This is a genomic window from Robertkochia marina (assembly GCF_004799345.1).
GTDB classification, from domain to species: Bacteria; Bacteroidota; Bacteroidia; order Flavobacteriales; family Flavobacteriaceae; genus Robertkochia; species Robertkochia marina.
Genome location: NZ_SSMC01000001.1, coordinates 225,577 through 247,557, shown reverse-complemented (window position 1 = coordinate 247,557; position 21,981 = coordinate 225,577). Strand labels below are relative to the sequence as shown.

The 21,981-nt window shown below is 43.8% G+C and carries 22 protein-coding genes; 9 read left to right on the top strand and 13 right to left on the bottom strand.

The window, feature by feature from the left end; all coding sequences use genetic code 11:
- Window positions 1-3: 3 nt before the first annotated feature.
- Window positions 4-486, bottom strand: a complete 483-nt coding sequence (locus tag E7Z59_RS01005) for a dihydrofolate reductase (protein ID WP_136334431.1) — start codon at window positions 484-486, stop codon at window positions 4-6.
- A complete protein-coding gene (locus E7Z59_RS01000) occupies window positions 483-875 on the bottom strand; it encodes a 2TM domain-containing protein (RefSeq protein ID WP_136334430.1) in 393 nt (130 codons plus the stop codon). The genes E7Z59_RS01005 and E7Z59_RS01000 overlap by 4 nt, the downstream gene beginning before the upstream one ends.
- Before the next feature lie 81 nt (window positions 876-956).
- On the opposite strand from E7Z59_RS01000, the gene E7Z59_RS00995 reads away from it, so the two are divergent.
- Both E7Z59_RS00995 and E7Z59_RS00990 read left to right on the top strand, forming a co-directional pair.
- Entirely contained in the window at window positions 957-2,048 is a 1,092-nt protein-coding gene (locus E7Z59_RS00995) for an aminotransferase class V-fold PLP-dependent enzyme (protein ID WP_136334429.1), read from the top strand.
- 153 nt (window positions 2,049-2,201) lie between these two features.
- Window positions 2,202-2,498: an isoamylase early set domain-containing protein gene (locus E7Z59_RS00990; RefSeq protein ID WP_136334428.1), complete on the top strand. Its 297-nt coding sequence runs from the start codon at window positions 2,202-2,204 to the stop codon at window positions 2,496-2,498.
- 1 nt (window position 2,499) lies between these two features.
- On the opposite strand, the gene E7Z59_RS00985 is transcribed toward E7Z59_RS00990, so the two are convergent.
- From E7Z59_RS00985 to E7Z59_RS00965, 5 genes are all read right to left on the bottom strand, one after another.
- Window positions 2,500-3,279, bottom strand: coding sequence for a hypothetical protein (locus tag E7Z59_RS00985; protein ID WP_136334427.1), 780 nt, complete (start codon window positions 3,277-3,279; stop codon window positions 2,500-2,502).
- A gap of 15 nt (window positions 3,280-3,294) precedes the next feature.
- A complete protein-coding gene (locus E7Z59_RS00980) occupies window positions 3,295-4,269 on the bottom strand; it encodes an L-histidine N(alpha)-methyltransferase (RefSeq protein ID WP_136334426.1) in 975 nt (324 codons plus the stop codon).
- 9 nt (window positions 4,270-4,278) lie between these two features.
- Window positions 4,279-5,439, bottom strand: coding sequence for an ergothioneine biosynthesis protein EgtB (gene egtB / locus E7Z59_RS00975; protein WP_136334425.1), 1,161 nt, complete (start codon window positions 5,437-5,439; stop codon window positions 4,279-4,281).
- Between the two features lie 116 nt (window positions 5,440-5,555).
- Entirely contained in the window at window positions 5,556-5,735 is a 180-nt protein-coding gene (locus E7Z59_RS00970) for a hypothetical protein (RefSeq protein WP_136334424.1), read from the bottom strand.
- 36 nt (window positions 5,736-5,771) lie between these two features.
- Window positions 5,772-6,281 (bottom strand): YybH family protein, encoded by a 510-nt coding sequence (locus E7Z59_RS00965; protein ID WP_136334423.1) that lies wholly within the window; start codon window positions 6,279-6,281, stop codon window positions 5,772-5,774.
- 149 nt (window positions 6,282-6,430) lie between these two features.
- Between E7Z59_RS00965 and E7Z59_RS00960 the strand changes: the two genes are divergently transcribed.
- The gene (locus E7Z59_RS00960; protein WP_136334422.1) at window positions 6,431-6,973 is read left to right on the top strand and encodes a peroxiredoxin family protein; all 543 of its coding nucleotides are present in this window, start codon (window positions 6,431-6,433) and stop codon (window positions 6,971-6,973) included.
- Window positions 6,973-7,413, top strand: a complete 441-nt coding sequence (locus E7Z59_RS00955) for a protein-disulfide reductase DsbD domain-containing protein (RefSeq protein WP_136334421.1) — start codon at window positions 6,973-6,975, stop codon at window positions 7,411-7,413. Before E7Z59_RS00960 ends, E7Z59_RS00955 begins: the two co-directional genes overlap by 1 nt.
- 82 nt (window positions 7,414-7,495) lie before the next feature.
- Here the strand turns inward: E7Z59_RS00955 and E7Z59_RS00950 are convergent, their stop codons facing one another.
- The 5 genes from E7Z59_RS00950 to E7Z59_RS00930 all read right to left on the bottom strand — a co-directional run bounded on the left by E7Z59_RS00950 (window position 7,496) and on the right by E7Z59_RS00930 (window position 12,659).
- Complete coding sequence (locus E7Z59_RS00950) at window positions 7,496-8,320, bottom strand: thymidylate synthase (RefSeq protein WP_136334420.1); 825 nt, start codon at window positions 8,318-8,320, stop codon at window positions 7,496-7,498.
- Window positions 8,321-8,462: 142 nt separating this feature from the next.
- Window positions 8,463-10,136: a NupC/NupG family nucleoside CNT transporter gene (locus tag E7Z59_RS00945; RefSeq protein ID WP_136334419.1), complete on the bottom strand. Its 1,674-nt coding sequence runs from the start codon at window positions 10,134-10,136 to the stop codon at window positions 8,463-8,465.
- A 58-nt stretch (window positions 10,137-10,194) separates the two neighbouring features.
- On the bottom strand, window positions 10,195-10,821 hold the full coding sequence (locus tag E7Z59_RS00940) for a bifunctional nuclease family protein (RefSeq protein ID WP_136334418.1): 627 nt from the start codon (window positions 10,819-10,821) through the stop codon (window positions 10,195-10,197).
- An 83-nt stretch (window positions 10,822-10,904) separates the two neighbouring features.
- Window positions 10,905-11,873 carry an electron transfer flavoprotein subunit alpha/FixB family protein gene (locus E7Z59_RS00935; protein ID WP_136334417.1) on the bottom strand — a complete coding sequence of 323 codons (969 nt, stop codon included), beginning with the start codon at window positions 11,871-11,873 and terminating at the stop codon, window positions 10,905-10,907.
- A gap of 39 nt (window positions 11,874-11,912) precedes the next feature.
- Entirely contained in the window at window positions 11,913-12,659 is a 747-nt protein-coding gene (locus E7Z59_RS00930) for an electron transfer flavoprotein subunit beta/FixA family protein (protein ID WP_136334416.1), read from the bottom strand.
- Window positions 12,660-12,841: 182 nt separating this feature from the next.
- On the opposite strand from E7Z59_RS00930, the gene E7Z59_RS00925 reads away from it, so the two are divergent.
- The 4 genes from E7Z59_RS00925 (at window position 12,842) to E7Z59_RS00910 (ending at window position 19,473) form a co-directional block, all read left to right on the top strand.
- Window positions 12,842-13,819, top strand: a complete 978-nt coding sequence (locus E7Z59_RS00925) for a pyruvate dehydrogenase complex E1 component subunit beta (protein WP_136334415.1) — start codon at window positions 12,842-12,844, stop codon at window positions 13,817-13,819.
- Between the two features lie 64 nt (window positions 13,820-13,883).
- Window positions 13,884-16,376, top strand: coding sequence for a DUF5686 and carboxypeptidase-like regulatory domain-containing protein (locus E7Z59_RS00920; RefSeq protein ID WP_136334414.1), 2,493 nt, complete (start codon window positions 13,884-13,886; stop codon window positions 16,374-16,376).
- 103 nt (window positions 16,377-16,479) lie between these two features.
- A complete protein-coding gene (locus tag E7Z59_RS00915) occupies window positions 16,480-17,007 on the top strand; it encodes an inorganic diphosphatase (RefSeq protein WP_136334413.1) in 528 nt (175 codons plus the stop codon).
- A gap of 111 nt (window positions 17,008-17,118) precedes the next feature.
- Window positions 17,119-19,473 (top strand): sodium-translocating pyrophosphatase, encoded by a 2,355-nt coding sequence (locus E7Z59_RS00910; RefSeq protein WP_136334412.1) that lies wholly within the window; start codon window positions 17,119-17,121, stop codon window positions 19,471-19,473.
- Window positions 19,474-19,570: 97 nt separating this feature from the next.
- Here E7Z59_RS00910 and E7Z59_RS00905 read toward each other — a convergent pair whose 3' ends face one another.
- Complete coding sequence (locus E7Z59_RS00905; RefSeq protein WP_136334411.1) at window positions 19,571-20,185, bottom strand: deoxynucleoside kinase; 615 nt, start codon at window positions 20,183-20,185, stop codon at window positions 19,571-19,573.
- A gap of 502 nt (window positions 20,186-20,687) precedes the next feature.
- Here E7Z59_RS00905 and metK point away from each other — a divergent pair.
- On the top strand, window positions 20,688-21,974 hold the full coding sequence (metK, locus tag E7Z59_RS00900) for a methionine adenosyltransferase (RefSeq protein WP_136334410.1): 1,287 nt from the start codon (window positions 20,688-20,690) through the stop codon (window positions 21,972-21,974).
- The last annotated feature ends 7 nt before the right edge of the window (window positions 21,975-21,981 follow it).

Below are 21,981 nucleotides of genomic sequence, written 5' to 3'. Positions count from 1 at the left end.
AATTTATTTGCGTTCGTAAGTGAGGTAGGTGAAGGCGTATTCGTGTCTGTCATCGGCCGGGTGAAATTCTTCTGCAGTCAATTTCCAGTCTTCTTCAGGGATCTCAGGAAAAAAGGTGTCGGCCTCAAAGGTTCCGTGCACACGCGTAAGCTCTATGCGGTCGGCTACTTCCATCCCAAGTTTATAGATCTCTCCTCCACCAATAATAAAAGGCTGCTCATCCTGGCCGGAAAGTGCAATGGCCTTTTTCAGCGAATCTGCCACCAGGGTCCCTTCCGGGTGGTAATCATCCTGACGGGTTACGATCACGTGGGTACGGTTCGGTAATAATTTCGGGAAACTCTCAAAGGTTTTTCTGCCCATGATGATATGGTGACCTGTTGTCAGGGCTTTAAACCTTTTAAAATCGTCAGGAAGGTGCCATACCAGGTCATTATCTTTACCCAGGGCATTGTTCTCGGCCGCGGCCGCGATCATGGTAATCATGTATTGTCTTTTTTAATTTGATTTTCAGGGAGGGGGTGGGCTTTCTCTACCTCCTTTTTAATACGGTCGATCTTGTCTTTTTGAAGGCGGACGAGTTTTTCCCGTTGCTCTCTTTCCCAGTCTTTCCCCAGGAAGGGTGAAGTGATATATACATTGATAACATGTATAATGAACAGAAAACACCATGCTACAATGGCCCATACAAACCAATCATATTGTTCGCCGTATTTAAGGACTTTGTTCAATACGATCATGGCAACACTGCCCAGCAGGAAAAACACAAAGTGATAATACAATCTTTTCTTTTGTCGAATCCTTCGTTGAGCATTCTCAAGCATCTCGTGATGTTCCGGATCGATCTCTTTAAGGTTGCGCTTTTTTGAGAACATAATCATTACCTTTAAGGTGAATACACAAAGTTAAGCAATGCGTTTCAAAATAATGGAGTACTCAATTTAAATGATCCTTCTATGTATCAATTGGATAAGATTTCTTCACAGTTTCCATACAGCACCCAAAATACCTACCTGAATACGCCGGCCTATGGCCTGCTTAGCGAATCATTGCTGGAATGGAGGCAGGAGCATGATCTTGATCATTTAGTTGGGGGCAGCCGGTTTAAGGAAAGGTTTTTTGAGGTGATAGCATCTTTAAGGTCTTCGGTGGCAACTTTTACCTCGTCTGCGACAGACGAGGTCTTTTTGGTGCCAAATTTTTCGTTTGGATGGAAGGTATTGATCGGTGGATTGCCAAAGGATAAGCATGTGTTGCTGCTTAATGGTGATTATCCTTCCTTGAACTGGCCGGTGATCACCGCAAATTTTGAAAAGCTGGAAAAGATCGATGTGTCCTTCAGTATGGAGGATGAGATAGAAGAATATTTTTCAAGGCATGCTCCCGATATTTTTGCCTTCAGTATTGTTCAGTATCTCAATGGGGTAAAAATAAATCTTGATCTTATAAAAAGATTAAAGGCCAGGTACCCGAATACACTTTTCATGGCCGATGCCACCCAATACCTGGGTACTGAAACCTTTCAGTTTTTCGATTCAGGAATAGATGTGTTGGGGGTAAGTGGATATAAATGGTTACTGGCAGGAACCGGAAATGGTTTTTTTCTGGTAAAAAAGGAGGTGCAGTCTGTTTTTTACAGCAGTACTGTTAAATGGGAGCCTCGTATGGAGCCTTGGCTGAAGCACAATACTCATTTGCAAAATCATCTGGAACCCGGCCATCTTGATAGTATGAGCATGGGGAGTTTACATCATGCTATCGGGCTTTTAGAACAAACAGGAATGCCCCTGATCGAAGAGAAGATTAAAAAGGTATGTGACTATGCCCGGGAGCATCTTTTAGGTCTTGGATTTCTTGAAGAGGAGCTATGCGGCAGGTCTGCTCATGGCACCTTTTATGCTATAAAGGTTACTGATAAACAGCTTTCGGTCTTAAGTGAACGTCGGGTGGATTTTGCCATCAGGGGAGGACGCTTACGTATAGGTTTTCATTTCTACAATTCCCTGAAGGATGTAGATGCTGTTGTTAATGTGTTAAAGCATACCTGAGTCCGTTAGTGATATCTCGAACGAAACGGATAATATTATCAAAATGGAATTTTAAGTCTCCTAATTTTAAGAAATTGGTAATTATTTGTAAAGCAGTTGTTTGGGACGTTCGAAGTGCTAAATTTGTTCCCTCAAACAATTAAATTCAATACCATGGCAATCACTAAACAGTATCTTAAATCAAAACCGGTTTGCAAAGTTACATTTACCGTTCCTGCTGCTGAGGCAAAGAAAGTTGAAGTAGTCGGAGATTTTAATGAGTGGAACCCTAAAGGAGCTACCTTAAAAAAACTAAAGAACGGAAACTTTAAAACAACCCTTGACCTTCCTGTAGAGCAATCATATGAGTTTCGTTATATCATCGACGGAGCTTACGTAAATGAGCAAGAGGCTGACGATTATCGTTGGAACGATTACGCCGGTGCAGAAAATGCAGTACTGAGCGTTTAATTCAGGTTATATTGTTCATTACAGAGATATATTCCCTGTAGAAACGGGTGATCACCTGCAGATCCAGGGCCCGGTCTACAGGGATTTTTGCTCCCTTCCATGATTCCCTATGCCAGAACCCATGCTTCAGGGCCGGCATTTCTTTGTTGGTCAGCAGGTCTTCGGGCCAGTGAGAGGCATAAAAGTAGGGTACATCAGATACCTCGTCGGCAGGGGCATAGCCTAAGCTGTATCCCTGGTCTTTTTTCTCGTTTTTATAAAGCAGCATGCCGGTATCAAAATGATGCGGCCAGACAGCGATCTCAGATGAGGCCATCTCTGAGTTGGTTTTAATTGCTTCCAGGGCTTTTTGTGCTATGTTGCGTTCTTCGGTTAATTGCAGCAAGATCTTTTCATCATCAGTGTCAAGGCTGATAAAGCTGTCTTCGGGAGTACTGATGGTAAACCCGAGGTCAAGTGAATATTTACCGGGGTCCATCCCGATAGAAGAAAGTGTTTCCCTGACCCAGCTTTCAATATCGCCCCTTGCAGCACCGAGCGGGTCAAAAGCATGGCGCTCATTATCGTGAATAATGTATAACATAAGTTGAGGATATTCCAGGCTGATACGGGTGTTGTCTACCTTTTGAGATTGCAGGGCACTTTCGGCAATATTCCATGACATGCTTTGCTCGCTATGATCTTCTTGCGGCACCAAATAGCTCGCTCCGAAGGCAGCGACAAATTGTGCGAGGTGATGCAGCTTGCCTTGATGACTGTTAAGAAGTGTATTCTGTTCCATGATGACCTTGGTTACTTATGCCCGCTTTTTGAAGACATAATTTTTATAGCCCTTATTATCGAGAGCAAATATTTTCTCTATCCTTAGGGCTGCCTGTTCTGCAAGCCAGGCAACGGTGTTATCATCGTATTTTTGAGAGATCTCAGTGTGTATGGTCTCCCATTGTTCAAACTCAACTGTAAGCCTTATCTTTTTAAGAACAACTTTCATAGCTTCGGTAGCTACCAGGAAGCTTTTAGCGGTACCTGTTTCAGGGTCATAGGATTCCCAATGGGTGAATTTCTCAGGTTGGAAGTTGCCATCCAATTCCCTGTTTATTCGGTATAACAGATTCTTATTGAAATCGGCCGTAACACCCTGGGAGTCGTTGTATGCATTAAGAATGGTTTGTGGGTCTTTCTTCTGGTCAAACCCCATAAAGAGCATGTCAGAGGCCGACATACTTTGTTCAATATTTTTTAAGAAGGAAATGGCTTTTGGGTGTAAAAGATTCCCGATGTTGGAGCCAAGTACCATGATCACCTTCTTCCTTCGGTTATAAGAAGACAATTTCTCTAATACTTCAAAATACATGCCTTGTTGCGGGAGAACCTTCAGGTCACTGAACTCATTTTTAAGGTTTTTAACCAATTCATCAAGGGAATTCTGGCTGATATCAATGGGAATGTAGCTAAAGGCTGCTGAGCGTTCAAGAAGCTCTCTCAGAATGATCCTTGTTTTTTTACCGTCACCTGCCCCAAGCTCGATAAGGTCAAAACCCAGTGGATGCTCAAAGATATCGGCGATCTCAGCAGTATTGTTTTTCAGGATACTGAATTCTGCACGGGTAAGGTAGTATTCCGGTAACTCCATGATCTTTTGGAAGAGTTCGTCTCCGGTCTTGTCATAAATGTATTTGGAATACAAGAATTTCGGAAAAGTTGTCAACCCTTCATATACGTCCTTTTCAAAGGCAGTTACCAGCTCAATGGGTGATTCTTGTGTGCTCATGGAGTTGCATTATTCAACAAGTCTGATGCCGGTATATTGCCATCTTAAATGCGGTTGAAAAAAGTTTCTGTACGTGTTTCGGCTATGTGCTTTTGAGGTGGCTACAGAGGCTCCTCTGAGTACCTTTTGGTTGACCATGAATTTTCCGTTGTACTCGCCCAGGGGGCCTTCAGCTTTTTCAAAGTTTGGATAAGGCAAATAGGCGCTTTCAGTCCATTCCCAGCGTTTGCCCCAGTCAAAATATTCCTGGGCAATCTCCCATTCAAATTCAGTGGGAAGGCGTTTTCCTTTCCATTGTGCAAAGGCAAAGGCTTCGTAATAAGAAATATGGGTTACCGGAGTTTCCGGGTCAATTTCCTTAAATCCTTTTAGGGTGTAATGTTTCCATCGGTTCTTATGCCAGTACCAGTACAGCGGAGCTTTTATTTTGTTGCTTTTTTTCCATTCCCAACCGTCAGAATGCCAAAGGGTAACTGTGTCATAGCCTCCTGAATTCATAAACTCCAGGTATTCTGCATTGGTCACCAGCTTGTTGCTTATTCGGTAAGGGTGGAGATATACCTTGTGAGCCCCTTTTTCATTGTCAAAACAAAATGTATCGCCTTTATGACCTATTTCGTACACACCCTTATCAATACGATACCATTTCTCCTTCTGTTTTTCAGCTTGATGCTCCTCAAAAGTTTGGGAATACCTGGGCAATAACGGATTGTGTCCGAGTATGTATTTGATATCAGATATTAGCAGTTCCTGGTGCTGTTGCTCATGATGCATGCCCAGGGTAACCATCCGGTGAATCTCCTCGGTGAGTTGGTCTTCCAGGAATTCGGCCAGTTGTTGGGTTACAAAATCCCTGTAGGCATATACTTCTTCAACCGTAGGGCGGGTTAGATTACCTCTCTTGGTGCGCAGAATATGATCTCCGGCTGTTTCGTAATAGCTGTTGAAGATATACTTATAACGGTTGTCATAGGGTTCGTAGCCCGGCTTGAACTTTACCAGGATAAACTCTTCAAAGAACCATGTGGTATGACCTAAATGCCATTTAGGAGGAGAAACGTCAACCACGGGTTGTACTACATAGTCTTCAATTTTCAGGGGGGCGCAGATCTCATCGGTGGCCTGTCTGATCTGCAGAAATTCGGTGATGATTTTGCTTGTTATAATCATGGCTCTATTGCTGGTCTTAGCTAAAAATAACAATAATGTGTTAATAATGAGGAGCCTGTGGTTGAAATATCTGTGGAGTGGACATAAAAAAACCGGAATTTGATCCGGTTTTTTAATTAATTGTTTCTGTTGTTCTTCTTTTGTTGCCCGGGGGCATAGGCCTTGGCTGATTTTGCTCCCGTTACTTTTTTGACCTGTCCGGGAGGTGCTTTGGCATTATTAGCCGGTACAATGATCGTTCTGCAACTCGTACTGAGAAACAGGAGCGCCATAAGAAGGGATAAATAAGTTTTCATAAGATTAAGGGTTTTACTATAACGAATATAGGCAATTTATTCTTCTTGAGGCATTGACATGGGTAAGGGCACCTCACTCACGGGTGCATCCCATACGATCTTCCATTCATCATTTTGTTTTTCCCATAATACCACGTAATGCCCATGATCGTCGAAACCGGGCATGGGGGCATTTTCATTGGGTTCAAATTTCAGGGTGTAGGTTCCCAGTTCTACGGCCATCGGACCGCTTCGTCTTACTTCCTGTGCTTCGAGGTTAAAAAGCCATTTACCCATGGAAATACTTTTTTTCCACTCCTCTTTATAAGCTTGAATACCTTTCATAGCCGGGGCGTTCGGAGGCATTTGAATAACATTATCTGCAAAATAGGTGGCCGCAGAATCGATATCTCCATCGGCATAGAGTTGTTCAAGGGTGTTGTTCTTTTGGTTAATGAGAGTACGAAGGTCTTCATCTGTAACGATCTCCGGTTCTTTTGGTGCTTCCGGTTGTTGGCACGAAACAATGATCAGGGCTGCAAAAAGAATAGATAGAAAAGTTTTCATATGGCTGGATTATTATCATTGCGTTAAGTTACCTAAAATCAATGACATACATGTGTATTTGTCCTGGTTGATCAGGCTTGGTTTTACGAATACTTTGTGTGCTGATTCAGGAGTTTGTATCTTTATAAGTAACTGAAAACCAATAAATAATGAAGTCGATCTGTTTGGTGTTCTTGCCGATCATATTGTTGTTGGCTTCCCCTGTAATAGCACAGGAAGAACACCTGGGTATAGCGCCCTCATTTGAATTAGAAGATCTGAACGGTAACAGGGTGAGTTTTGAGGATTATCGTGGTAAATACCTGGTGATTCATTTCGCCGCTACCTGGTGCCCCTTTTGTAATGCTGAAGCACCATTCCTTGAAGAACTCTACAGGAACTACAAAGGACGTAACGTAGAGGTTCTTATTATTGATGTCAAAGAATGCAGGGACCTGGTTACCGAAAAGCTGCAGGAACGTTTTAATTTCTCTTTTCCTGTTCTTCTTGATCTTGATGGTAAGGTAGCCGCCTCCTTTGCTCCGGAAGATGTACTCCCTGATCTGGCGCGTGATGAAGTGATGCTGGCTTCGAATGTTTTGATAGGGCCTGATGGGAATATACTTTTCTTATCGCTTCTTGACTCCAGGAATTTTGACGCCAAGTTAGTAGATCTCAGGGAAGTGCTTGATGCCAGCTTAGCGATGCGGTAATGTTTGTAAGAGTGTTCATGGTTGTATTAATAACTGCATTGTTTCAACAAAAACAATGGGTCGCTGTTCAGTCTGTCCAAACAACGCTGGAAAATGACAGATTGATGATTGAGATCGATCTTGATGTTATGGAGGGGTATCATATTCAGGCCACAGATCCTGAAGACCCTTACCTTGTTGCGACCCGTTTGTATTTAGACCTTCCTGAAGCCTTGAGTTTGCAACAAATTGATTTTCCTCCTGCCAAAGCGTTTCAATTAGAAGGCAGTGAAGATGTAATGCGCGTGTATAGCGGAATCGTTTCTGTTAAGTTGTTGGTTGAAATAAAAGGAGGCCTCCCCGAAAATCAGATCCTTTCCGGAACGCTGGAATACCAGGCCTGCGATACCGCTAAATGCTACTACCCAAGGCGACTGGATTTTGAAATACCTTTGAAATAATCTTATAAAGGTAGCTGATAGCTCTTCTGAGAAATTATTTTACAGACCACTGCAAACCGCTAACTGCAAACTGCAAACCGACCTACACTGCTACAACCCCCTTGATATGAGGGTGCGGGTCGTAGTTTTCAAGGGTAAAATCTTCAAACTTAAAGTCCAGAATATCTTTAACCTCAGGATTTATTTTCATTTGTGGCAGCGGTCTTGGTTCGCGGCTTAATTGGAGTTCCACCTGTTCCATGTGGTTGTTGTAGATATGGGCGTCGCCAAAGGTGTGAATAAATTCACCGGCTTCGTAACCACATACCTGTGCCATCATCATGGTGAAGAGGGCGTAAGAGGCTATATTGAAAGGTACCCCAAGAAAGATATCTGCACTGCGTTGGTAAAGCTGGCAGGAGAGTTTGCCTTCTGCTACGTAAAACTGAAAAAATGCATGGCACGGAGGAAGGGCTGCCTTGTTGTTGGCAACATTTTCGGAGAACGACTTCGAGGTATCGGGTAATACACTTGGGTTCCAGGCAGAGACTAGCATACGTCTGCTGTCAGGGTTGTGCTTTAAGGTGTTGATCACCTCCTGGATCTGGTCGATCTCTTCAGAGTTCCAGTTGCGCCATTGATGGCCGTATACCGGTCCGAGGTTGCCGTTTTCATCGGCCCATTCATTCCATATCCTTACCCCGTTATCCTGGAGGTATTTAATATTGGTGTCGCCATTGATAAACCAAAGCAACTCATGAATGATAGATCTGAGGTGTAATTTTTTAGTAGTTACCAAAGGAAATCCTTCCGACAGATCAAACCTCATTTGATATCCAAAAACACTTTTTGTTCCGGTGCCTGTGCGGTCTTGCTTCTCTGTTCCGTTTTCCAATACATGTTTTAGCAGGTCGTGGTACTGTTTCATGGGTTCTTTCTGTTTGAAATGGATGTTGGCAAATGGAATTTCCTCTACAGAAGGAATCTGTTTGCAGGGGGCAATTTAAAGATTCTTCCTTTTGTTTGGAGGAAGTAATGGGCGGTATTTATTAAAAAATTATCAACTGTTTTTATCCGATGATCATTCCGGCAATGGTGGCCGACATCAGGGAGGCTAAAGAGCCTCCAACAACTGCCTTCATTCCGAATTCTGACAAGGTTTGCCTTTGTCCTGGTGCGAGCGACCCTATTCCCCCTATTTGAATACCTATGGAGGCAAAATTTGCGAAGCCACATAACATGTAAGTGGCCATTATCACAGACTTGTTATAGGTAAAACTAAGTGGTGTAGACAGGTCCTTAAGGTCGGCCAATTGTACATACCCGACAAATTCACTGGCCGCCAGCTTGATGCCCAGCAGCTGCCCCATGAGCATCATATCTTCACGGGCAACACCAATGGCCCACATAAGCGGTGCAAAAACAGTACCCAGAATACTTTCAAGGGAAAAGCTTTTGTAAGGTGTATTCTCTGCAAGCAGGGAGTTCAGGGAGGTAAAATCGCCTACCCAAGTTAAAAAGTAATTGATCATCGCGATAAAGGCTATAAACACTAAAAGCATGGCCCCCACATTGGCTGCCAGTTTTAATCCTTCGGTAGTTCCGTTTGCAATGGCATCCAGAATATTGCTTCCTATTTTTTCTGAAGAGACCTCTACGTTGGTGTCTACCTTTTCTTGTTGCGGATAGAGGATCTTAGAGATCACAATGGCTCCCGGAGCCGCCATAACAGAGGCTGCCAGGAGGTGTTTTGCAAACTGAAGTCGCAATTCGGGGTCATCACCCCCTAAAAAGCCGATATAAGCGGCAAGTACACCGCCTGCTACAGTAGCCATTCCTCCCACCATAACCAGGAGGATCTCTGAGCGGGTCATCCGTTCTAAATAAGCTTTGATCATCAGGGGAGCCTCTGTTTGTCCCAGGAAAATATTTCCCGCAACCGAAAGGCTTTCTGCTCCTGAAATACCCAGTCCCTTAGAGAGAAGCATAGCTAGTCCTTTAACGATGACCTGGATAACGCCCAGGTAAAAAAGCACTGAGGTCAGGGCCGAGAAAAAGATGATGGTGGGTAATATCTGGAACAGGAAAATAAAGCCATAACTGCTTACATCCATCATGCCGCCTAACAGAAATTCGCTCCCGGCCTTGGTGAAATCAAGAATGAGTACGAATATGCCGCCAACCCATTCAAACGCCCTTTGAACAAAAGGGATTAAAAGAACACCAATAGCCAGTATGAGCTGAGATGCCAGACCGATACCGACCGTTTTCCAGTTGATAGCCTTCCGGTTGCTGCTAAATAACCAGGCTATAAGTAATAGGATGAACATGCCGAGAAACCCTCGTATGAGGCTGGTGGTAGTGATGCCGGAGCTCGGCACGAGTTCCGGGTGTTTTACAAGTTCGGTAATAGGCTTTATAGAACCCGGACGGTAGCGATAACTGTAATCTGATTTGTACAGGGTAAGGGTAGTATCAGTGAGACTGATGATCTTATACCTGGAAGTACTATCTGAGGGGGTGTTAAAAAATAGAAACAGATTGTTATTCTGAATTAAATAATTACCCTCATCGGTAATTTCTTGATTTTCGTTTTGGATCTTAAAGTCGCCCTCGTTAAGTTCGAGTATGGCGGGGGCATTCTTATTCGTGCTGTCTTCCAGGATCCAGGATCTTTCCAGTTCCTGGGATAACAGCGTTATGCTGTTAAGAAAAACCAGTAAGGCTACCAGTAGAGTTCTCAAAGAATCTTTTTTTATCGTCGTTTATAATTAATAAGGGGCTTGCCGTTTAAGGGTAAGGTTACTTTTGTTCCCGACGAGAGATCTCGTCTCTGATCTTCGCGGCTTTTTCGTAATCTTCGTTTGCTACGGCGCCATCAAGTAAGGTGTAAAGTTCCTGAAGAGAATAGGTGCGATAATCTTCGCCGGAAGGTGCTTTGCTTTTTTCTTCTCCGCTTAATACTTCATCAACAATGATACTTTCTTCATTCTCCTCATTTTCTTCCTTAGGGGTAAATTTAAGGTAGATCCCGGCCTTGTCCAGAATGTTTTTATAGGTAAAAATAGGTGCATTGAACCTAAGAGCCAGGGCAATGGCATCACTGGTTCTGGCATCTATGATCTCTTCAATTTTATCCCGTTCACAAATAATGCTGGAATAAAAGACTCCGTCAACCAGTTTATGTATGATAACCTGCTTTACCACGATCTCAAAACGATCTGCAAAGTTCTTAAAAAGGTCATGGGTGAGCGGTCTGGGAGGTTTGATCTCTTTTTCCAGGGCAATAGCTATGGATTGAGCTTCAAAGGCGCCAATTACGATAGGCAGTTTTCGTTCGCCGTCTACCTCGTTCAGAATAAGGGCGTAGGCCCCGTTCTGGGTTTGACTGTAAGAGATTCCTTTAATATTTAGTTTCACTAAGCTCATGTCAACGTCAAATAAAAAAGAGGCTGTCTGATACGGACGTATCCGCTTTCAGACAGCCCCTTAAGGGCACAATTTAACAAAAATTATGCGTTATTCGATTTAAAAGCCTTCAATTTTTCGATAAGTTGTGGCACTACTTCGAAGGCATCACCAACAACCCCGTAATCGGCAGCTTTAAAGAAAGGTGCTTCCGGATCATTGTTGATAACTACTTTGGTTTTAGAGGCATTAATACCTGCTAAATGCTGGATGGCACCTGAGATCCCGATGGCGATATACAGGTTAGAAGCAACAGGCTTTCCTGTCTGTCCAACGTGCTCACTGTGAGGTCTCCATCCCAGGTCTGAAACCGGTTTAGAGCATGCTGTTGCAGCCCCCAGAACTTCGGCCAGTTCTTCTACCATTCCCCAGTTCTCGGGTCCTTTTAATCCTCTTCCTCCTGAAACAACCACCTCTGCATCGGCAATAGTTACAGCTCCGGTAACCTTGTCAACAGAAGCTACTTCAACGCCATTGGCGTTATCTGGTATGGCAGCGTCAAATGAAGCTACCGCCCCTGCACCTGAAGTTTCCTTTAGTCCGAATGAATTTTTTGAAAGCCCTAAAAGTTTCACCTCGGTGTTGATCTCTGTAAGATTAAAAGCTTTATTGGTAAATGCGGTACGCTTTACTTTAAAGGGTTCAGTGCTTTCGGGAAGGGCAACAACGTTAGAAGCATATCCTGCCTTCAGGTTGATAGCCAGTTCAGGGGCCAGATATTTAGCGTTAGCACTGGAACTAATAATAACCACCTTACTGCCTTCTTGCTCGGCTGCACTGCTTATGGTGTGAGCGTAGGCTTTTGCATTGAAATTTTTCAGCTCGTCAGAAGTAACCATAAGGGTCTTGTCAACACCATAATTGGCCAATTCTTCTGCATTTTCAGCATTTACGGCAACAGCTGTCAGGGTAGTACCCATCATATTGGCAATCTCTTTACCGTAAGATGCAAGCTCAAATGCGGTTTTTTTGAATTTTCCGTTCTCCGATTCGGTATATATTAATACAGACATGTTTTTTCTTTTTTTTGGTTTAGAAGCTAAAAGGTCTGTTTAAATGACCTTGGCTTCATTGTGTAAAAGATCGATAAGCTCGTCGAGATTTTCAGGAGAAACCAGCTTAACATCTCCCTTAGGAGCAGGCTTCTCAAATGCAACGGCCTGGGTTCTTGCCTGGGTGTCGTCCGGGTCAAGTACCGTAAGCGCCTTTTTTCTGGCCATCATAATTCCACGCATGTTCGGAATACGCAGATCTTTCTCTTCAACCAATCCTTTTTGCCCGCCGATCACTAAAGGAAGACTGGTTTTAACCGTTTCTTTCCCTCCATCGATCTCTCTTACGGCTGTAGCATCAGTGCCTTCAACCTCTAAAGAAATACAGGTATTTACGAAATTGGCATCTATTAATGAGGCCAGCATGCCCGGAACCATACCTCCGTTGTAGTCAATAGACTCTCTTCCGGCAATGATCAGGTCATAATTTCCTTCTTTTGCTACTTTTGCAAGCTGCTGGGCTACAAAAAATCCGTCGCTTGGATGTGCGTTGATCCGGATGGCTTCGTCAGCTCCTATGGCAAGCGCCTTTCTTAAAGTCGGCTCGGTATCAGCTTCCCCTACATTAACAACGGTTACCGTTGCTCCTTGCTTCTCTTTAAACCACATTGCTCTGGTAAGACCAAACTCGTCGTTGGGGTTGATCACAAACTGTACACCATTGGTGTCAAACTTAGTATCGCCTTCAGTAAAGTTGATCTTTGAGGTAGTGTCAGGCACGTGGCTTATACACACTAGTATCTTCATATTTTGATCTTAAATGTTTGTTTTAAAAAATGCGTTGCCAATATACTGATAATTTCACAAAAATACTATGCGTGCATAATATATTTTTCTTTTGGCCACATTGAGTTAGTTGATGGAGAATTACTATTTTTGTTAATCTTTTTAGAAGAGGCTAATTGATTAATTTTTCAATAAAAGAATAGATGAGAACAATTCAGTTTAGAGAGGCTGTATGCGAAGCCATGAGCGAAGAAATGCGCAGGGATGACACGATTTACCTGATGGGTGAAGAAGTGGCAGAATACAATGGTGCGTACAAGGCCTCTAAAGGGATGTTGGATGAATTTGGTCCGGATCGTGTTTTAGATACCCCTATTTCAGAGCTCGGATTCGCCGGTATTGGTGTGGGTTCGGCTATGAACGGTAACCGTCCTATCATCGAGTTTATGACCTTCAACTTCTCGTTGGTGGCCATAGACCAGATCATCAGCAATGCCGCCAAGATGCGTCAGATGTCTGGCGGACAATTTAATATCCCGATTGTTTTCCGTGGGCCTACGGCCTCTGCCGGTCAGCTGGCAGCTACCCACTCTCAGGCTTTTGAGAGCTGGTATGCCAATTGTCCCGGGTTAAAGGTGGTGGTGCCTTGTAACCCTTATGATGCCAAAGGACTTTTAAAGGCGGCTATCAGAGATGATGACCCCGTTATTTTTATGGAGTCAGAGCAAATGTATGGAGACAAGGGTGAGGTGCCTGAAGATGAGTACATTCTTCCATTAGGGGTTGCAGACATTAAAAGAGAGGGTACAGATGTTACCATTGTTTCTTTCGGTAAGATCATAAAAGAGGCGTTGAAGGCTGCTGAAGAACTTAACGAAAAAGGAATCAGCTGTGAGGTGATCGACCTTAGAACAGTAAGACCAATGGATCATAAGACGATCTTCGAGTCTGTAAAGAAAACCAACAGACTTGTTATCCTTGAAGAGGCATGGCCTTTTGGAAGTGTGGCTTCTGAGATCACCTACCAGGTACAGGAGAATGTGTTTGATTATCTCGATGCACCTATCCAACGTATTACTACAGCAGATACCCCGGCACCATACTCTCCGGTTCTTCTTGAGAAATGGCTGCCCAACGCACAAGATGTCGTTGATGCGGTAAATAAAGTACTATATAAATAAAACCGGTTTTATACCGTTATACAACTTCACTGTCTTAATTTAGCCAGTGAAGTTTTTTGTTTTTATGAGAATCCTTCTAAGTCTTTGCTTTTTGTTGATTTGTTCACTTGCCTGGTCGCAATCTAAGGTGAGTGGAAAGGTTTTTGATGAAAATGGTGCCCCAATTCCATACGCCAATGTATTGTTTAAAGGAACTTTTGAGGGAACCATTACTGATGAGAACGGAACCTTTTACCTGGAAAGTGATAATACCCAGTCGATCCTTGAAGTAAGCCTGCTGGGATATACCACCCAGGAGATCCCGCTGGAAAAGAGGGTGACCTATAATATGCGGGTAGTACTCGTGGAAGGCGAGGTATTGGAAGAGGTTGTGGTGTACGTAGGAAATCAGCCCAAAAAGAATAATCCTGCCATTGATATCCTGCGCAAGATCTGGGAAAAGAAGCGGGTTAATGGTCTGAATAAGTTTGATCAGTATCACTACGATAAATATGAAAAGATAGAATTTGATCTCAATACCATTGACAGTGTTTTAATGGAGAATAAGATCTTTAACGGAATGGAGTTTATCTTCGAACAGGTAGATACCTCTAATGTTACCGGAAAGACCTACCTCCCTATATTTATCAATGAATCTTCGAGTGAGGTTTACGGCGATAATAAGCTCAATGCAGAAAAAGAAATTCAGAAAGGTAATAAAACCTCCGGCTTCGATGCCAATCAGGCGGTGCTGAGCTTTATTCAGGACCTCTATGCCGAATACAATGTATACAATAATTATATCAAGCTTTTTGATAAGAGCTTTGTGAGTCCGTTGTCAAAGACCGGGATAGATGTCTATAACTATGTGCTTTCCGACAGTACCTTTAGAGATAACAAATGGTGTTATAATATAGTGTACTATCCGAGACGGTCTAATGAGCTTACTTTTAAGGGTGATTTCTGGGTGAATGACACCACCTATGCCGTGAAGGAGATCAATATGCAGGCTTCAAAAAGTGCCAATGTAAACTGGGTTAAAGATCTTTATATAGAACAGGAATTCGATGTGCTTAACGATTCTGTTTTTGTGCTGAAGAGAGATTATGTAATGAGCGATTTCAGCCTGCGTAAAAAAGAAGAGTCCAGGGGTATCTACGGCAAGCGTACAACCATCTATGCTAATTATGAATTTGATAAGGAGAAGGCCAAAAGCTTTTATGAGCAAAGAGTTGATCCTTATAATGAAGCTGTGTTTAACCGAAGCGATGAGTTTTGGGCGACCAACAGGCTTGAAGAATTAAACGAAGATGAAAAGGGAATCTACACCATGCTTGATACCTTAAGAACGGTGCCTAAGTTCAAGATGTTGTACAATGCCGGTTCGGTACTGTCTTCGGGTTATTATGAGTTTGATAAGCTCAACCTTGATTACGGGCCTATTTTCTCTACTTTCGGGTATAATGAGGTGGAGGGTATTCGTGTTCGTGGCGGTGGACGTACCTATTTCAGTCAGAATGATCAATGGCGACTGGAAGGGTATTTGGCCTACGGTCTTCGTGATCGCAGGGTTAAATACGGACTGTCGGCCCGTTGGATGCTCGACCGAAAGAAAAGATTGATCATTTCTGCAGGAACCCGACGCGATATCGAACAATTGGGGGTTAGTCTGAGCGCTACTAATGATGTTTTAGGGCGTAGTTTTGCCTCGTCAGCCCTGTTTACAGCCGGGTCTAACAATACCCTTACGAATATCAGGCTTACCACGGCAGCCATTCAATATGACTTCTTTAAGAACTTTACCTTCAGGTGGGGTATGGATTACCGAAGAATGCGTTCTGCCTTGCCGGACGTCTTTAGCTTGAGCTATGTTGATCCTGAGGCTCCCGGTGGAGTGAATGACGAGACCAATCAGTTCTCCCTGATCACCCAATTGCAGTATACTCCCGGAAGAAGAGTTCTGGGGTATGGAGTGGATCAATACGATGTAAATGATGATTATTCGCGAATTATTTTGCGGTATACGGCCGGTAGAAAAGGGTTCTTTAAAAGTGACTTTGATTTTGAAAAACTGCAATTCTATTATAATCAACCTCTGCAGATCGGTGGCTTCGGCAGAATGACAACGAACCTGGAAGCAGGTAAGATCTTTGGGGCGGTGCCTTTGAGTTTGCTGAGCCCTATTCCCGGAAATCAAACCTACTTTTCGATATTTAATACTTTTCCGAACCTTGATTTTTATGAGTTCGTGACCGATACCTACCTCAGTGTGCAAATGGAGCATAATTTTAATGGTCGTCTGTTTGGAAGAATACCCTTTCTGAAGAAATTGAACCTGAGAGAGATCGTTGGCCTGAGGGGGGTGTGGGGTAGTCTGTCACAGGAGAACATTGAGTTGAGTGCTCCTGCCGGGATGATGCTGCAGGCCCCTGAAGATGAGCCCTATTATGAATACTCGTTTGGGGTGGGAAATATCTTTAAAGTTTTTCGTATTGACTTCAGTTTCAGGGGGAATTATCTTGATTCTCCGGGGGCCAGACCTTTCGCAGTTACCGGGGCTTTTGAGCTGGCATTTTAACGCTTTGGTTAACTGAAGGTTAACGAAAGTAAATTACCTTTGTGATTCATTGTAAATTAAGGTTTGCTTCCTTACTTTTGCAGCCTTTTTAAATGCAGAAAATATGAGTCCAGTTAAAATTAATTCTTTCGACGTTTTGATCGAGATCCCTAAGGGGAGTAGAAATAAATATGAGTATGATTTCGAATTAAAGAAGATTCGATATGACCGAATGATCTTTTCTTCGATGATGTATCCGGCCGACTACGGTTTTATTCCGGAAACCCTTGCCCTGGACGGAGATCCACTGGATGTTCTTGTATTGGTAACAGAACCTACCTTCCCTGGTTGTGTAATGGAGGTGAAGCCTATTGGAGTTTTCCATATGGAAGATGAAAAGGGGCCTGATGAGAAAGTGATCTGTGTGCCTGTTTCAGATCCTATCTGGAATAAACTCAATAATCTTGATGAGGTGAATCCACACCTTATTAGTGAGATCGAGCACTTTTTCCAGGTATATAAAGACCTTGAAGAGAAAAAAGTGAACGTTGGCGGATGGGGAGATGTTAATGAAGCCAAGGAGATCATCTCTAAGTGTATCCTGAGATTCCGCGATAGCGATATCCCTTTCAAAGAAGTTAGTATCAGATAATTCTGAAATTTACTCTAATAAAAAGAAAGCAATAGCCGCAAGGTTATTGCTTTTTTTATTACCCGTGTTTTACTACATTTAGGCGAACTATTTACTAATCAACCTTAAAATATGGAATCTAATATTATCTATGTGCCCATTGCCTTGGCAGTTCTTGGGCTTGTCTTTATGTGGATGAAAGCCTCCTGGGTAAAGAAGCAGTCGACCGGGAGTGACCGAATGCGGGATATTTCTCTGCACATTAAAGAGGGGGCTTTAGCATTTTTGAAAGCCGAATACAGAATACTTTTGATCTTTGTAGCTATAGCCTCTGCGGCACTTTTTGGAATTTCAATGGTGGTAGAAACCACAAGTTGGCTCATTGTGCCTGCATTTATATCAGGAGCAGTGTTCTCTGCCCTTGCCGGTAATATTGGAATGCGTATAGCTACAGAAGCCAATGCAAGAACGGCAGAGGCTGCCAAAACCAGTTTGCCGAAAGCGCTGAATGTTTCTTTTAGCGGCGGTACGGTGATGGGGCTGGGAGTAGCCGGTTTGGCAGTGCTCGGACTGAGCTTGTTCTTCCTTTTCTTCACTTCAACTTTTATGGGGGCTGAAGGCTCCTTTTATGATAATATGACCATGGTTTTGGAGGCTTTGGCAGGGTTTTCCCTGGGGGCTGAATCAATTGCTTTGTTTGCCCGTGTAGGCGGTGGAATCTATACCAAGGCTGCCGACGTAGGGGCCGACCTGGTAGGTAAGGTAGAAGCCGGAATTCCTGAAGATGATCCGCGTAACCCTGCGACCATTGCAGACAATGTTGGTGACAACGTAGGTGATGTTGCCGGTATGGGAGCCGACCTGTTCGGATCTTATGTGGCCACGGTTCTTGCATCTATGGTGCTTGGTAATTATGTGATCAGAGATATGAGTGCTGCGGCGCCATTCTCAGATGCCTTTAATAATATGGGACCTATTATGCTGCCATTGGTTATTGCCGGAGTAGGTATTCTGGCTTCGATCATCGGGACATTTTTGGTTCGTATTGGAAGTAATGAGGCCAAAGAGGCTCAGGTGCAGCGTGCTCTCGACATCGGTAACTGGGTGGCTATTCTTATAACCCTGGTGTCTAGCTGGTTCCTGATTCAATGGATGCTTCCGGAGACTATGGAGATGAAGTTTTTTGACGAGGGATATAAGTCAGTGCCGTCGGTAAATGTATTTTATGCTGCCCTTATCGGGTTGGCTGTAGGTTTTCTGATCTCTTATGTGACCTCCTATTATACAAGCCTTGGTAAAAAGCCCGTACTTGATATTGTCAAAAACAGCTCAACGGGTGCAGCCACCAATATTATTGCCGGACTATCGGTTGGGATGAAGTCAACCTTCTGGTCGGTGTCTTTATTTGCCGTTGCCATTTATTGGTCTTATACGTTTGCAGGTTTTTATGGAGTCGCGTTGGCAGCTTCTGCCATGATGGCTACTACTGCCATGCAGCTGGCTATTGATGCCTTTGGACCCATTGCAGATAATGCAGGGGGTGTTGCAGAAATGAGCGAGCTTCCTTCAGAAGTAAGAGAACGCACGGATGTTCTTGACTCGGTCGGGAACACAACTGCAGCGATCGGGAAAGGATTTGCTATTGCTTCTGCTGCCCTGACCGCATTGGCACTTTTTGCTGCCTATGTAACCTTTACCGGGATCAATGGTATTAACCTCTTCAAAGCGAACGTGCTTGCCAACCTTTTTGTAGGGGCAATGATCCCTGTGGTGATCTCAGCGCTGGCTATGAAGTCTGTGGGTAAGGCCGCTATGAAGATGGTGCAGGAAGTAAGACGTCAGTTCAGGGAGATTCCCGGAATTCTCGAAGGAGAAGGTACGCCGGAATACGGGAAATGTGTTGAAATTTCAACCGAAGCAGCTCTCAAGGAGATGTTACTTCCCGGTATTATGACCATTGTAACCCCTATTTTTATTGGGGTGCTTTTCGGGGCAGAATCTCTTGGAGGTTATATGGCCGGAGTGTGCGTTTCAGGGGTGATCTGGGCGATATTTCAAAACAATGCCGGAGGTGCCTGGGACAATGCTAAAAAGTCTTTTGAGGCCGGAGTAGAGATCAACGGAGAGATGACCTATAAAGGATCTGATGCTCATAAGGCTGCCGTGACGGGAGATACTGTAGGAGATCCTTTTAAAGATACTTCAGGACCCTCGATGAATATCCTGATCAAGCTTACCTGTCTTGTTGGTTTGGTGATAGCCCCGATCCTTGGAGGGCATGCAGCCGGAGCAGAGCAGGCGCTCCATACCGAAGAGGTGCGCAAAGAGATCCGTGTAGAAGTGAAAGCCGCTGAAGGAGAAGACGGAAAAACCACCGCAGTGATCACCACCACGACTATGCAAAATGGAGAAGAAGTTACCGAAGAAAAGGTAATGGAAGGCAGTATGGAGGAGATCGAAGCTGCTGTGAAGGAGATCAAAGAATAACGAAGATTCTTTCTATAAATAAAAAGCACCGGTTTTTCCGGTGCTTTTTTATGTTGTAAATTCTTGACTCTCGACTCTCGACTCCCGATTCCCTACTCTAAAACAACCCATACATCTCACCATCTATCCTGGTGATGATCTCTCCGAGGTCTTCCTGGTTGTCTACAAAATTATAACGGTCTACATCTACGATCAGAAGCTTGCCCTTGGTGTATTGATGTATAAAAGCCTCATAGCGTTCGTTGAGTCGGCTGAGGTAATCAATAGAAATAGTGTTTTCGTACTCTCTCCCCCTTTTGTGGATCTGGTTAACCAGGTTGGGAATGGAGCTTCTAAGGTAGATAAGAAGGTCTGGTGATTGCACCAGGTTTTCCATCATTTCAAAAAGGCTGCGATAGTTGTCAAAATCCCTGTTGGTCATCAACCCCATGGCATGCAGGTTGGGGGCAAAGATGTAGGCATCCTCGTAAATGGTACGGTCCTGTATGATCTTTTTTCCACTCTCCCTGATCTGCAGTATCTGTCTGAAACGACTGTTCAGAAAGTATACCTGAAGATTAAAACTCCACCTCTCCATCTGGTTATAGAAATCATCCAGGTACGGATTGTCTACCACATCTTCAAAATGGGGTTCCCAGTTGTAGTGTTTGGCTAAGAGTTCTGTAAGCGTGGTTTTTCCCGCTCCAATGTTTCCGGCAATGGCAACGTGCATGTGGTTCAGTTATTAAGATGTTATGGATAGCTTCTTTGGGTAAATATACAAGATATGCACGTTCATGAAAACTATTTTAAAGTGAATTTATCAATGTCTTTGCCGGGACCGTGTTTGCTGATTTTTGAAACCGCAGCTTATCTTTTTTGCTCGGAAATAATAAGGGCTTAAGGGCCTATTGCTTCTTGATTCATTTGGCTGTTAGGGCGGAAATAGCGCGAAACGTTGCGATATACAGGAAATGTTAATAATGACGTATATGTCATTGGTTTGGTGGTTGTTGTTTTATAGGAGGGGTTGATTTATTTCTTAAAAGGTTTTGCGGGAAAAAGTTATTTCCTATTTTTGTCCCCACAATTCGGGAGGAAAGATTTGACTGATTGCAACCTCGACAAAAATGCTAAAGCAGTAATTGCACAACGCCTGTAGTTTGCAATAATCTCCTTTAGACGGGTCCCGTCAAGTCATCCTTCCTGGAATAAATAACAAAGAAGAAAGATATATGGCGTATTTGTTCACATCCGAATCGGTGAGTGAAGGGCACCCGGATAAGATCGCAGATCAGATCAGTGATGCATTATTAGATAATTTTCTGGCCTTTGATCCGGAAAGCAAGGTAGCTTGCGAGACTTTGGTAACCACAGGGCAGGTAGTGCTTGCCGGCGAGGTTAAGAGTGCTACCTATCTCGATGTGCAGTCTATTGCACGAGAGGTGATCAACGACATCGGATACACCAAAGGAGCTTATAAATTTAGCGGCGACAGCTGTGGAGTGATCTCTTTGATCCATGAGCAGTCTCAGGATATTAACCAGGGGGTAGATCGTGCTACAAAAGAGGAGCAAGGAGCCGGAGATCAGGGAATGATGTTTGGATACGCTTCTAAAGAGACGGGGAATTATATGCCTTTGGCGCTTGATATTTCTCATAAACTGTTGCAGGTTTTGGCGGAGTTGAGAAGAGAAGCCAGGGAGATAGATTACCTCAGACCCGATGCTAAGGCCCAGGTAACCATTGAATACTCTGACGACAATGTGCCACAGCGCATTGATACCATTGTGATCTCAACTCAACATGATCCGTTTCATGATGATGATGAGGTGATGCTGAATAAGATCAAGAAGGATCTGCTTGAAATTCTTATGCCCAGGGTTATAGCCCAATTGCCTGCCTATGTACAGGAACTTTTTAACGACGACATTACTTACCATATTAATCCTACCGGGAAATTTGTGATCGGAGGTCCTCACGGAGATACGGGGTTGACCGGAAGAAAGATCATTGTAGATACCTATGGAGGAAAGGGTGCCCATGGTGGTGGTGCATTCAGCGGGAAAGACCCTAGCAAGGTAGACCGAAGCGCTGCCTATGCTGCAAGACATGCCGCAAAGAATTTGGTGGCAGCAGGAATTGCCGATGAGGTATTGGTGCAGGTGAGTTATGCCATTGGCGTGGTAGAGCCAACCTCCATCCTGGTAAATACCTACGGTTCTGCTAAGGTAGACCTGACCGATGGAGAGATCGCTGAACGCGTTAAAGAGATCTTTGACATGCGTCCTTTCGCCATCGAAGAGCGTTTAAAACTCAGAGATCCCATCTATTATGAAACAGCAGCCTACGGCCATATGGGGAAAGAGCCTCGAATAGTAACCAAGGTGTTCGAATCGCCATATAACGGAAGGGTCGAAAAAGAAGTCGAACTCTTTACCTGGGAAAAACTGGATCATGTAGAGAAGGTGAAAAAGGCTTTTGCTTCAGCTTTTAAGGCTGAAACCGCAGCGAATATCTGATCGGCAA

Excerpts from the sequence above, each read along its gene's own strand:
- E7Z59_RS01005 (WP_136334431.1), bottom strand. The coding sequence starts at position 486 with ATGATTACCATGATCGCGGCCGCGGCCGAGAACAATGCCCTGGGTAAA.
- E7Z59_RS01000 (WP_136334430.1), bottom strand. The coding sequence starts at position 875 with ATGTTCTCAAAAAAGCGCAACCTTAAAGAGATCGATCCGGAACATCAC.
- E7Z59_RS00995 (WP_136334429.1), top strand. The coding sequence starts at position 957 with ATGTATCAATTGGATAAGATTTCTTCACAGTTTCCATACAGCACCCAA.
- E7Z59_RS00990 (WP_136334428.1), top strand. The coding sequence starts at position 2,202 with ATGGCAATCACTAAACAGTATCTTAAATCAAAACCGGTTTGCAAAGTT.
- E7Z59_RS00985 (WP_136334427.1), bottom strand. The coding sequence starts at position 3,279 with ATGGAACAGAATACACTTCTTAACAGTCATCAAGGCAAGCTGCATCAC.
- E7Z59_RS00980 (WP_136334426.1), bottom strand. The coding sequence starts at position 4,269 with ATGAGCACACAAGAATCACCCATTGAGCTGGTAACTGCCTTTGAAAAG.
- egtB (WP_136334425.1), bottom strand. The coding sequence starts at position 5,439 with ATGATTATAACAAGCAAAATCATCACCGAATTTCTGCAGATCAGACAG.
- E7Z59_RS00970 (WP_136334424.1), bottom strand. The coding sequence starts at position 5,735 with ATGAAAACTTATTTATCCCTTCTTATGGCGCTCCTGTTTCTCAGTACG.
- E7Z59_RS00965 (WP_136334423.1), bottom strand. The coding sequence starts at position 6,281 with ATGAAAACTTTTCTATCTATTCTTTTTGCAGCCCTGATCATTGTTTCG.
- E7Z59_RS00960 (WP_136334422.1), top strand. The coding sequence starts at position 6,431 with ATGAAGTCGATCTGTTTGGTGTTCTTGCCGATCATATTGTTGTTGGCT.
- E7Z59_RS00955 (WP_136334421.1), top strand. The coding sequence starts at position 6,973 with ATGTTTGTAAGAGTGTTCATGGTTGTATTAATAACTGCATTGTTTCAA.
- E7Z59_RS00950 (WP_136334420.1), bottom strand. The coding sequence starts at position 8,320 with ATGAAACAGTACCACGACCTGCTAAAACATGTATTGGAAAACGGAACA.
- E7Z59_RS00940 (WP_136334418.1), bottom strand. The coding sequence starts at position 10,821 with ATGAGCTTAGTGAAACTAAATATTAAAGGAATCTCTTACAGTCAAACC.
- E7Z59_RS00935 (WP_136334417.1), bottom strand. The coding sequence starts at position 11,873 with ATGTCTGTATTAATATATACCGAATCGGAGAACGGAAAATTCAAAAAA.
- E7Z59_RS00930 (WP_136334416.1), bottom strand. The coding sequence starts at position 12,659 with ATGAAGATACTAGTGTGTATAAGCCACGTGCCTGACACTACCTCAAAG.
- E7Z59_RS00925 (WP_136334415.1), top strand. The coding sequence starts at position 12,842 with ATGAGAACAATTCAGTTTAGAGAGGCTGTATGCGAAGCCATGAGCGAA.
- E7Z59_RS00920 (WP_136334414.1), top strand. The coding sequence starts at position 13,884 with ATGAGAATCCTTCTAAGTCTTTGCTTTTTGTTGATTTGTTCACTTGCC.
- E7Z59_RS00915 (WP_136334413.1), top strand. The coding sequence starts at position 16,480 with ATGAGTCCAGTTAAAATTAATTCTTTCGACGTTTTGATCGAGATCCCT.
- E7Z59_RS00910 (WP_136334412.1), top strand. The coding sequence starts at position 17,119 with ATGGAATCTAATATTATCTATGTGCCCATTGCCTTGGCAGTTCTTGGG.
- E7Z59_RS00905 (WP_136334411.1), bottom strand. The coding sequence starts at position 20,185 with ATGCACGTTGCCATTGCCGGAAACATTGGAGCGGGAAAAACCACGCTT.
- metK (WP_136334410.1), top strand. The coding sequence starts at position 20,688 with ATGGCGTATTTGTTCACATCCGAATCGGTGAGTGAAGGGCACCCGGAT.